Origin of the sequence: Psychrobacter sp. Ps1 (assembly GCF_022129425.1) — a bacterium.
Lineage (GTDB): Bacteria > Pseudomonadota > Gammaproteobacteria > Pseudomonadales > Moraxellaceae > Psychrobacter.
This window is the reverse complement of the sequence record NZ_JADQAN010000008.1, coordinates 121,045-133,272: the sequence shown is the minus strand read 5'-3', so window position 1 is coordinate 133,272 and position 12,228 is coordinate 121,045. Positions and strand designations below refer to the sequence as shown.

The following is a 12,228-nucleotide window of genomic DNA, read 5'->3' as shown; positions in this document are numbered from 1 at the left end:
ATGCTTTGTACTCAACAAAAAACTTGGTAATCCGCCTCTTCAGTTTGATTTGCTTATTTCAAGTTGAGAGTGGGGTATTGAACGTAGTTTTATATTAAATATCAAGGTGATAGCAATATATCACCTTGATATTTTTGTTTTTATTACGAGTCAAAATATATTTATCAAACAAGAGAGAACCATTTGATAACGATAAAATGAATCCAAAGTCGTTATAATGGTTAAGTTATATTAAAAACTGAAATGACGTTTAGGTGAGAATATGTTGGATAATTTACGCGGTATGGCTGTGTTCGCCAGTGTGGTCGGACATGGCTCTTTTAGTGGCTCAGCACGTGAGCTAGGTATTACAACCAGTGCAGTCAGTCAGCAAATTCGTTCATTAGAGAACGAGCTTGGCGTGGTATTGCTACATCGCTCAACTCGTAAGCTAAGCTTAACAGAAGCTGGTGAGAGCTTTTACGAAGCGGCAAAAGATGTCGTCAGTGCAGCGGAGCAAGGACGTATCAAAGTTAATCAATTGCGTGATGAGCTAGCAGGTAGCTTGCGTGTATCGACCACTCCTGAGCTTGGTGTTAATCATATACTGCCAGCACTCTCTACTTGGATGGCGGCACATGATGATCTAAGTGTCACTTATCTAGCTGACAATCATTATATTGATATGATTGATGAGCGTATTGATATTGCTATTCGCATGAGCCCATCGATTAATGACGCAAGCCTAAGCAGCCATCCGCTCACAGATGTGCGCCAATTACTCGTTGCTTCACCTCAGTACTTGCGTCAGCATCCTAAGCTAAATACGCCTAAAGAATTGGCTGACCATCAATTAATCTGTATTGAAATCATGAAAGATGCCAATCAGATCGACATGATTCAGACAGAGACCAACAAAAAAACGCGTGTAAAAATGAACTCACGTATCTACACCAACAATGTTTTTATGGCGACAACCTTAGCAAAAGAAGGTCATGGTCTGGTTAGAATGATGGAAATGGACATCAAAAAAGAGCTTGAGAGCGGAGAGTTGGTAGAGGTGTTGACTGGCTATCAGTTACCAAGCTTTGTGCTATATGCGGTCACTTTAAATCGCGACCAACAGCCAGCCAAAATCACTCGTTGTCTAGAAGTACTAAAAAAATACTTTCATGCAAATTAAATGTTGTTCTCACTACGCACGAAACGTTTTTAGTTAGCAGTTAGCAAAAAGCCTATAGATAATGAATCATCTATAGGCTTTTTTGTTGTCTATTATTAACGTTGAAGCATGCTTTAAAATGATGGCTTCAATAGATTGATTAAACGCTCAGCGACTTGTGTGCTTTCATCACGGCTCATGTTAAGTGGTGGCAGCAAACGTACAACATGACCACCCGTCACATTGATGATCAGCTTTTGCTCATCACGGGCACGATCTACCAGTTGGTTACAATCCATATCTTCAGGTAGCGCGATACCAATCATCATACCTGCACCGCGACTGCTAACGCCATGTTGACCAAATGTATCAACGATACTTTCTCTAATGAATAAACCCTCAGTCACTGCGTTTTCCATGATATTACTATTTGCTAGCACGTCATATACGCTATGTACCACACGGCTGGCCAATGGTGTACCACCATAAGTAGAGCCGTGGCTACCAGCGCCAAACAGACCATTGGCACGGCCACGTACCATGCACGCACCAACTGGGAAACCATTACCCAGACCTTTGGCTGTCGTCAACACATCAGGGCGAGCATTGCTATGTTGATAAGCAAAATATCTACCCGTACGGCCATTACCTGTTTGCACTTCATCCAGCATAAATAGCCAGTTATGAGCGTCACATTCCGCTTGCAGCTCTTCAAGATAAGTAAAGCCATTAGCTGCAGTGTTTAGGCCACCTTCGCCTTGGATCGGCTCTACAAAGATAGCGCAGATATCATCATGTTCTTGAGCAGCTTGTTTGACGGCAGCGATATCGCCAAATGGCACACGAATAAAGTCCTCATCTAGCGTATAAAATCCTTCACGTGCTTTTGGATTTGCAGTAGCTGACAAAGATAATAACGTACGACCATGGAACGATTGCTCCATTACGATAATTTTTGGACGTTTAAAACCTTGTTTGTACGCGTATAAACGTGCCAGTTTTAATGCAGCTTCATTGGCTTCGGCGCCGCTATTGGCAAAAAACACGCTGTCCATTTGGGCGGCGGTACATAGTATCTCTCCAGCACGCTCTTGCCAATCAATGCCAAACAAGTTGCTCGTATGAATTAACGTACCTGCTTGTTGCTGAATCGCGTCAGTGACTTGTGGATGACAGTGTCCTAAGCCGCATACCGCGATACCAGTTAAGGCATCTAAGTAAGGCGTGTCATCTTTGGTATAGAGCCAACTGCCTGCACCGCGTGTAAAGCTGATTGGTTGACGATTATAAGTGGGCATCAGGTAAGTAGCAGACATGTAAAGCATCCTTGGTATAATAATTGAGTAAAAGTGTGGGTTATAGCTCGTCAGAAAAAGGCGTGGTTTCTGCAGGTAAGGTGTAATCTTCGTTTGCCCAAGCACCTAAGTCGATCAGCTTGCAGCGACTGCTACAAAACGGCTTATATTTATTGTCTTGCCAGGCCGTCTGGGTACCGCAACGTGGGCAAGGGTAGGTCTTTGGGGGCGTATTTGCAGTAGAGTCAGTCATAAGAAAAGAGCAATGTCCTAAATGTTATTAGTATTGGTTGCATACAGCACAAGCATAAAACGCATCCGTCATTTAAATTACGACTAAACGAGGCGTACTTGCTATCGCTGTATTACTATTCAATTGGATTGACTATATAATAGCATGGGGCCGAATAATGACAAAAGACAAATGCTTTAAGGATAGTAGATGACCGACAATATTGATCTCACGCATCAGCAAGAGCGTGCCTTTCAACCACAAAAACTGTCAGCACCGCGTGACTTTATTATTCCAAATATTATTAATGACAATAAAAATGAAAAACCGTTAATGCTAGAGATTGGGGCAGGGAAGGGTAAGCATGCACTTAGCTTTGCCGCACAAAATCCTGACAAGCATCTGATAGCCATTGAACGCACGCGTAATAAATTTGAAGCATTCTCAAAATTAGCCACTTTACAAAATCTATCAAACCTAGATGCGATTCATGCGGATGCGATTGCATGGACAGTGCATGCCATTAAACCGAATAGCTTGGCTAAAATCTTCATTCTTTATCCCAATCCTGAACAGCACAATCCAAATCAGCAATGGCTGAATATGCCTTTTTTTGAGTTTTTATTATCACGCTTGCAGGTGGGCGGAGAAGTGATATTAGTGACTAATATCGAATCCTATATGGACAATGCAGAATACCAAGCAACTAAAGTGTGGTGTCTACCATCAACACGTTCTCGAGTACCAGCGACCAGTCAGCGCACACATTTCGAAGTGAAATATCTTGCCCGACAAGAAGTGTGTTGGGAGCTAAGTATTCGTAAGCCAAAGTGGTATAAGACAAGATTTGATGATTGGCAGGTAAGAGCTATAAGCGAAAAATAATAGCCTAAGTAAATATAGGGCTTATGTCAGTGCTCTACGATAAAGGTAATAGTATTAGATATAAAATAGCCTAAGCAAGTAAAACTAAAACAATAAAAGCCGTCACTAGAAGACGGCTCAAAATTTACACAGTTTATAAATAAGGTTTTACGAGGCTGTTAGAGTTGGTATGCGCATCTAGAACAGTTAAAAAGGTATATGCACCGATAAACTTGCGGCTAATAAACATAAATTCTTTTGGTGGTAGATTAAATTCAAAAGACTGCATTGCGCGTGTCGCCGTAGTAGATAAGCGTGAATGTAGTTTACTGTTGGCCCAAATATAACGATTCTGTTCATCCAAACATTCGCTAGGGATATTGGTGTTTTTCTCAGGGTCACTAAAAGGCTCTGTAGCAAGCAAAAATAACGAAGCAATATCTGAACGTACTTTATTGCTCATGCTATCGAAAAAGTCATATCCTTTCATAGCAATGCTCATTGCTTGCTGATCATGACGATATCCTGCGCGTAGTAGATCACGGGCAATCGTTAATAAGTTACCATCAAACTGACGAATCGCTCCAAAATCTAGCAAAACCAATCTATCGATATCTTCTTCGTTTTCGCTCACACGCACTAAATAATTACCAAAGTTGGGATCTGTTTGCATCTCACCCCATACAAAAATCTCTTGCATCATGATTTCTATGGCCGCTTGGCCAATGGCATTACGGCGTTCATGAGGTAGTAATTGCAGTGCTTCCGAGACCACAGTGATACCTGGCTCGTATGACATACATAGCAGACGCTTTTTAGAATAAGTGCGATTGATCTTAGGCACGATATAGCGCGGATCATCAATTAAACGCTCATAAAAACGCTCCGTCGTAGCCGCTTCCGCTTCATAATCGACTTCGTGATGGAGTAGGTCACGTATTTCCTCAAACCAAGCGTCGAGTGCGCGTGTTTGGGGAACGATATTACTTACTTTTAACAATCTTTTGAACAAGGCAAGGTCAGAGTTGATAGCGTCTGCCACACCCGGATACTGAATTTTTAACACAACTTGTTCGCCAGTGGCGAGTACGGTCGCACGGTGAACTTGAGCAAGAGAAGCAGTTCCGATGGGGACAGGATCAATGTCTAGCTCGTTTAGTTTGTTGCCCAGTAACTGGCGTAATGTTTGCTCAATCGTCGGCCAAGTCAATGTCGCCGTGTCATCATTAAGGGTTTGCAAAGCACGCGTAATCTCTGGCGGCAGTATATGCTCACCATAAATCGCTAGCATTTGACCAATCTTGACGACCGAACCTTTCAATTTACCTAACTCTGATGCCAGATAATTTGCCTGAGTTTCCATAAATGCCTGATTACGTGCAGTACGTGCTTCTTTATTTAAGAACATACCAGACACGCTATTACCCGCCCAACGACGACCAATATTCAAAGAAGTTTTTGCAATCGACATACGACGATCAAACCCTGAGGTTTTTAGGCTATCGATTGACTGCTTGTTGCTAAAAGGTTTAGACGTATCATTTGCCATAAGTATAATCATTCATCCAATTGGTATTGATTTGCGGGTTCGAAACCTACAATACAAGGGAGACGTGATGCACAGGTACAAAATTGTATCATATAAAGCGCGTTGGTTTTATGAGCCTGAGCTGGCCATTGATAGTTACTTTGTAAGCTAATATCTAGCGGTAACTATTGATAAATAGGTGCTTACTAGTTTGAGTATGATTGATAAATAGTTAGGGTTTTTTAGCAAGTTCACGGACTATTAAAACTTAGAAAAATCTATTTATAACCAATAGATTAGTATTAAAAAAATACTAAAAAATAAGACCTAGCATGATGCTAGGTCAAATAGTGATGTAGAGCTATAAAATACAGAAATACTATTAATCAAACATATTGAGCAAGACTTTCGCATTCTCTAAAATATTGCCTAATATGTTTTTAGTACGCTTTAGCTGCTAAGCGTTTTCGCGAGTGATGGCATGGTGACCAATATCACGGCGATACTGCGCACCATCAAAGCTAATAGCAGCGGTAACTGCTAATGCTGCTTGCTGAGCATCAGAAATACTATCGGCTAGAGCAGTCACACATAAGACACGCCCGCCGTTTGTGATGACTTCTTTATTATTATCGTTAGAAAATGCCGTACCAGCATGAAAAACTTTAACAGCTTTGTCGTTGTTAGGATCTAATTCTGGCAAGCCAGCAATCACATCACCTTTAGATGAAGTTTCAGGGTAGCCTTTTGATGCGACAACGATACCTAGAGCAGGGCGCGCATCCCATTTTGCTTCACTCGGCAGTTGGCCTGCCAAACCTTGTGCGACCAAATCGACCATTGATGACTGCAAGCGCATCAAGATAGGCTGCGTTTCTGGATCACCAAAACGGCAGTTAAACTCGATGACATAAGGATCAGCTGCCTTATCAATCATGAGACCAGCGTACAAGAAACCAGTATATGGATGGCCCGCATTTTTCATGGCATCGACTACTGGTTGAATCACTTGCTGCATGACTTTGTTATGAACATCGCTGGTAACAACTGGAGCAGGGGAGTAGGCACCCATGCCGCCAGTGTTTGGACCAGTATCACCTTCAAAAGCACGTTTGTGATCTTGGCTGGTTGCCATTGGCAAGATGTTATCACCATCAATCATACAGATAAAGCTGGCTTCTTCACCCTGTAAGAACTGCTCGATAACCACGCGACTGCCAGCATCACCGAACTTGTTGTCCGCTAGCATATCGTCGATAGCTTCATGTGCTTGTTCGATCGTTTCAGCAACGATGACGCCTTTACCTGCAGCAAGCCCATCTGCTTTGATAACGATAGGCGCGCCTTGCTCATCGACATAGGCTTTGGCAGCGACTGCGTCTGTAAAACCTTGATAAGCAGCGGTTGGAATGTTGTTTTGCTCCATAAACTCTTTAGCAAAAGTTTTTGAGCCTTCTAACTGTGCACAGTACGCTGTTGGGCCCCATGCTTTGATACCTGCATCACGACAAGCATCAACAATACCCGTGACCAAAGGCGCTTCTGGACCAACAATTACCATGTCGATATCATTATTTTGACAAAACGCGATAACAGCACTATGCTCGCCTGCGTCAGCATCGGTAGACTCTAGCGTAACGTTTTGGCATTTAGGCTCAAGGGCGGTGCCAGCATTACCAGGAGCGATGTAGACATTTTTTACATTGTCATCTTTTGCACATTGCCATGCCAATGCGTGTTCGCGACCACCTGAGCCAACCACCAAAATATTCATCATACCTTTTGCCCTTAGCATTAAAGTTAATAGTGAGCGAGTCGTACGCTCTTAAATATGTTGGCATATTCTAACAAAAAAACGCCTTCAATTACCATGAGTATCCGCCTGCCAGCACCGAATCATCCATATCGATGTCTAAAAATGCATTGTCTCATTAGTAAAGGTTATCGACACATCGCTGATTCATGAAATGATGTTGTACACTTTAGCTCGCGCCTTATGTGCGTTACACTTCACTATATTGGTAGTATTAAATTCTGATGGCTACATATTAATAAAAAATAAGAGCAAAAAAGGAGAAAATTTCTAACTGTTATAAAAATAAAATAAGTCGCGTGAATGGAAATACTGCACCGTTGCACCAATGATGAATATGCAGTAACAGTAGTCAATCTAAATCGATAAACTTAAATAAATAAATGTTAAACCAAATCTATAAAAAAAGGACGCAGGAAATGCCAAACTCCCTCAGTATCGCAAAAGAGCGCATTAGCCAGATAAGCGATATTGCTACCAGTTATGTACAAAAAGACAAATCGCTATTTGATCATTTTATTCATAGCTATTATCAGCCGCTGCATCAAGAAACGGCAGAGGCGATTAGTAATGCTGACTTGGCGGGCATGGCGCTACATCACTTTACACTACTCAAAGCTTACGACGGCAGCAAGCCGCAACTGACAGTACTAAACCCAGCAGCAGAAGAGCAGCACTTTCACAGCTCGCACACTGTCATTCAAATCGCAGCTTATGATAGACCATTCTTAGTTGATACGATTTTGATGAGCCTAGAAGCAGAAGGTATCGATGTTCATCGTACTTATAACATCATCATCAGTGTTGAGCGTGATGAAAATGGTGATATCACCCATATCGAAGGCGCACATGAAAGTGCCACTTCACATATGTCATTGATTCATTGTGAAATTGCTTACCAAGACAACGAAGACTTGGAAGCACTTCAACAGATGCTTATGTCAAAAATTGACACGCTTGATACGGTCGTTGGCGACTGGAAACAGATGCGTGCGCAGTTGAACGACATCAAAACGGAGCTTTCAACGAAGCCGCTACCAGAAGTATTCTACTCACAACAAGAAATCCAAGCATTTTTAGATTGGATCTTAGACGATCACTTCATATTCTTAGGTTATCGTGAATACCGCTTAGAAGGCGGTCAGTCTATCGAAGTGACTTCTGAGCCGACCGATTTGGATTTATTTGCGATTGGTAACAGTGGTCTAGGTCTATTACGTGGTTCTGAAAAAGACAAGCTATCAGAAAGCTTCAGCCAATTACCTAGAGGCCTAAAGCAATTATTGACTGAGCCGCGCGTGTTGATGCTGTCTAAATCAAGCCGTGTATCACCTGTACACCGTTCAGTATATATGGACTTTTTGGGCATTCATAAGTTCGATGACAATGGCAACCTAATTGGTGAATACCGCTTTATCGGTTTGCTTACGTCACAAGCCTATCAGCTGACTGTACAGCAAATACCGCTATTGCGAGAAAAAGCCAATAAGATTATGGCGATGGCAGACTTGCCACGTGACGGTCATGCCCATCACAAGATGATGCATGTGATTAACACCTTACCGCGTGATGATTTGTTCCAAGCCAGCGTCGAAGAGCTATATCCAATTGTTTCGGGCATTACTCAACTACAAGACAAAAAGAGCTTACGTCTATTTAGCCGTATCGACCATTATCAGCGTTTTGTTTCGTGCTTGGTCTATATCCCGCGTGATAAGTTCAATACCGAGCTACGTATCAAAGTACAAAACGTCCTAAAAGATGCCTATAACGGTATGTCTTCAGGGTTTACCACTGAGTTTAACGAATCTGCGCATGCTCGTGTGCATGTCCACGTACGTACCGTGCCTGGCCAAGTAAATGACGTCAATATCGCTACACTTGAAGCCAAATTATCAGCACTCATGCAATCATGGGATGATAATTATCAAAAAATGCTACTCGACAATGTGGGCGAACAACAAGCCAATGCTTTAAATCGTCGCTTCTTAAACTATATTCCTGCTGCCTACCAAGAGCGTTTTGATGCTCGTACCGCAGTCGAAGACACGAAGCGTCTGGCAGGACTGACCGCAGAGCAACCAATGCTTTGGCATTTATACCAGTCGACAGGCGATGCACGTAACCAGCTCCACCTAAAGCTATACGGTCGCGAGCAGCCAGTTATCTTGTCAAAAGTATTGCCAATACTTGAAAACTTTGGTGTGTCGGTTATCTCAGCACAAACTTATGAGTTTGATTTGCCAGAGCAGCCTATCTGGATGCAAGAGTATGAACTGACCCTTGAGCATGTCGATACGGTCAATATGCAAGTGGTGCGTGGTCAGTTCGAAGACAGCCTCAAACAAATCTGGGCAGGCCGAGTGGAGAGCGATTCATTCAACGAATTGGTACTAACGACCAAGCTCGATACTTATGATGTCGTTGTATTGCGTGCATTGTCTCGCTATATGCTGCAAGCACGTGCGCCATTCTCTAGTGCTTATATTCAGCAAACTGTGGTCAAAAACAGTGATATCAGTGTCGCGTTAGGTAGTTTGTTTGACGCACGTATGAATCCTAAGTATAGCGAAGAAGAACGTCAAGAAAAGGCTGCTACCATTCAAGAGCAAATCACAGCGGCGCTAGCAGATGTAGATAGTCTAGACGAAGATCGTATCTTGCGCTGGTACTTAGATTTGATTAATGCGATGGTACGTACCAACTTCTATCAAGTTGATAGTGATGGTCAGCGCAAAGATCGTCTGTCATTTAAGTTCTTGGCAGCAGACATTCCAAACTTGCCTAAACCAAAGCCAATGTTTGAGATATTTGTGTATTCACCACGCGTCGAAGCTGTGCACTTACGTGGCGGCAAAGTCGCTCGCGGTGGTCTGCGCTGGTCAGATCGTATGGAAGATTTCCGTACTGAAGTGCTTGGCCTTGTCAAAGCACAGATGGTCAAAAACGCAGTAATCGTCCCTGTAGGCTCTAAAGGCGGATTTATTGTAAAAACCAAGAGCATGGCTGATGGTCGTGAGGCGTTCCAAGCAGAAGGTATCGCTTGCTATCAGACATTCTTACGCGGCATGCTTGATGTCACAGACAATATTGTAGATGGCAACATCGTCCCGCCAGCCAACACGGTACGTCATGATGAGGACGACCCGTACTTGGTTGTCGCAGCAGACAAAGGTACAGCTACTTTCTCTGATATAGCCAACGCGCTAGCAGCAGAGTACAACTTCTGGCTAGATGATGCCTTTGCATCAGGTGGGTCAGTAGGTTATGACCATAAAGCAATGGGTATCACAGCGCGCGGTGGTTGGGAGTCGGTCAAACGTCACTTCCGTATGCGCGGTATGGACATTCAAAATCGTGATGACTTCACCGTTGTCGGTATTGGTGACATGAGTGGTGATGTATTCGGTAATGGCATGTTGCTCTCAACGCATACTAAGCTGGTTGCTGCCTTTAACCATTTGCATATCTTTATTGATCCTAATCCAGATACGGCGGCCTCGTACGCTGAGCGCGCACGCTTGTTTGAGCTACCACGCTCCTCATGGGCAGATTATGAAGCATCATTAATCAGTCAAGGTGGTGGGATATTCTCGCGCCAAGACAAAACCATCGCTATCAGTCCGGAGATGAAGTCGCTCTTTGATATCAGTGAAGATAGCCTTGCACCGAATGATTTGATCAGCGCGTTGTTACGTGCACCTGTTGATCTTATCTGGAATGGTGGTATCGGTACTTATGTCAAAAGTGCAAACGAAACGCATGCTGACGTGGGCGACCGTGCGAATGATTCACTGCGTATCGATGGTAATGAGCTACGTGCAGCCGTCGTTGGTGAAGGTGGTAACTTAGGTCTAACCCAGCAAGGTCGTATCGAGTACGCTCAAACGGGCGGACGTATCTATACAGATGCAATCGACAACTCAGGCGGTGTGAACTGCTCGGACCATGAAGTCAATATCAAAATCCTACTTGGCAAAGTGGTCGAGCAAGGCGATATGACGCTGAAGCAACGTAATGAGCTGCTGGAGAGTATGACTGACACCGTAGCAGAACTGGTATTACGTCAAAACTACTTGCAACCACAAGCGATTGAGCTGAGCCATATCCGTGCAGCAGCCAATCTGAGCGATCATCAGCGCTTTATTCAGATGTTAGAGAGTGAAGGGCGTCTGGATCGTGCGATTGAGTATCTACCATCAGATGAAGAGATTGCAAAGCGTCAAAAAGCGGATACTGGTCTGACCAATCCTGAGCTAGCAGTGGTCTTGGCTTATGGCAAGATGTGGGTTTATGACAATCTACTACTATCTGATTTACCAGATGATCCGTACTTTATCAATGAGCTACGTAAGTACTTCCCAGATGAGCTTGCGTCACGCTTCTTCGATGAGATGACTGAGCATCGTTTGCATCGCGAGATTATCAGTACTTACTTGACCAACAGTGTGGTCAACCGCCTAGGTATTGAAGCGCTATTCCGTCTCTTTGAGGAAACCGATCAATCACTAGCCACTATCGTGCGTGGTTATGCGATTAGCCGTGATGTATTCAATGTATCGCGCGCTTGGAAAGCACTGGAAGCCCTAGACAATCAAGTTGAGGCAACATTACTGCTGAACCTTGAGCTACGTCTACGTGATTCACTTGAGCGCGGTGTGGTCTGGTTCATCAATGCCTTTGGTCAAAACTTGCAAGTCGCTGATATGATTAGCCGCTTCAGTGAAAGTGTAGAAAAACTGACCAAGCCAAGTGGTTTTATCGAGCAGCAATTTGCCCAATATCTGCAAGAAGATACTTCTCGTTTGATGCAAAAAGAGCTGTCTGATAATGATGCTACGCTATTTGCGATGCTACCGTACCATGTCGATGCGCTTGATGCTGCATTGCTTGCTGAGCAATACGAGCGTCCTGTCGATGAGATTGCAACTTTATACTTTGAAGCCTACCAAGTGTTGCAGTTAGACTGGATGATGGAAAATATTGCCAGCCTACCACAGCAAGATTATTGGGATCGCCGTGCTCGCCATGCGTTAGTGAACGAGCTGTCACGCAGCTTGCGTCTATTGATGGATGCGGTACTCTCAAAACCAGATGCTAAGCAAGCATTTAGTGAATGGAGAGCAAGACACGTCGATCAGCTTGCTGCAGTCACTACAGAGATGAATAAGTTGGATGAGCTGCATAGCAACGATGAAGAAGGTCAAATCGGTCTTTCAACGTTGTCCGTATTGATGAGTGAGCTTAGTGGTTTAGTTACTAAGTAATGAAGTAATATCACTCCCAAACTGTCTCAAAAAAAACCACCGTCCTTAATGTTCGGTGGTTTTTTATTGCCTAAAAGAAAAGGTTTAA

Annotated in this window: 7 protein-coding genes; 3 read left to right on the top strand and 4 right to left on the bottom strand. The window is 43.4% G+C overall.

What is annotated here, in order from left to right; genetic code table 11:
- The first annotated feature begins 262 nt into the window (after nucleotides 1-262).
- On the top strand, nucleotides 263-1,162 hold the full coding sequence (locus I3249_RS06055) for a LysR family transcriptional regulator (RefSeq protein WP_238069106.1): 900 nt from the start codon (nucleotides 263-265) through the stop codon (nucleotides 1,160-1,162).
- Between the two features lie 113 nt (nucleotides 1,163-1,275).
- Here the strand turns inward: I3249_RS06055 and I3249_RS06050 are convergent, their stop codons facing one another.
- A complete protein-coding gene (locus I3249_RS06050; RefSeq protein WP_238069105.1) occupies nucleotides 1,276-2,457 on the bottom strand; it encodes an aspartate aminotransferase family protein in 1,182 nt (393 codons plus the stop codon).
- 40 nt (nucleotides 2,458-2,497) lie between these two features.
- Nucleotides 2,498-2,689 (bottom strand): DNA gyrase inhibitor YacG, encoded by a 192-nt coding sequence (locus I3249_RS06045; protein ID WP_057760289.1) that lies wholly within the window; start codon nucleotides 2,687-2,689, stop codon nucleotides 2,498-2,500.
- A 189-nt stretch (nucleotides 2,690-2,878) separates the two neighbouring features.
- Here I3249_RS06045 and I3249_RS06040 point away from each other — a divergent pair, with 189 nt between their 5' ends.
- Nucleotides 2,879-3,553: a DUF938 domain-containing protein gene (locus tag I3249_RS06040; RefSeq protein WP_238069104.1), complete on the top strand. Its 675-nt coding sequence runs from the start codon at nucleotides 2,879-2,881 to the stop codon at nucleotides 3,551-3,553.
- 133 nt (nucleotides 3,554-3,686) lie between these two features.
- Here I3249_RS06040 and I3249_RS06035 read toward each other — a convergent pair whose 3' ends face one another.
- Both I3249_RS06035 and purD read right to left on the bottom strand, forming a co-directional pair.
- Entirely contained in the window at nucleotides 3,687-5,081 is a 1,395-nt protein-coding gene (locus I3249_RS06035; protein WP_238069103.1) for an AarF/ABC1/UbiB kinase family protein, read from the bottom strand.
- Between the two features lie 436 nt (nucleotides 5,082-5,517).
- Complete coding sequence (gene purD, locus I3249_RS06030) at nucleotides 5,518-6,834, bottom strand: phosphoribosylamine--glycine ligase (RefSeq protein ID WP_238069111.1); 1,317 nt, start codon at nucleotides 6,832-6,834, stop codon at nucleotides 5,518-5,520.
- Between the two features lie 458 nt (nucleotides 6,835-7,292).
- Between purD and I3249_RS06025 the strand changes: the two genes are divergently transcribed.
- On the top strand, nucleotides 7,293-12,140 hold the full coding sequence (locus I3249_RS06025; RefSeq protein ID WP_238069102.1) for an NAD-glutamate dehydrogenase: 4,848 nt from the start codon (nucleotides 7,293-7,295) through the stop codon (nucleotides 12,138-12,140).
- The last annotated feature ends 88 nt before the right edge of the window (nucleotides 12,141-12,228 follow it).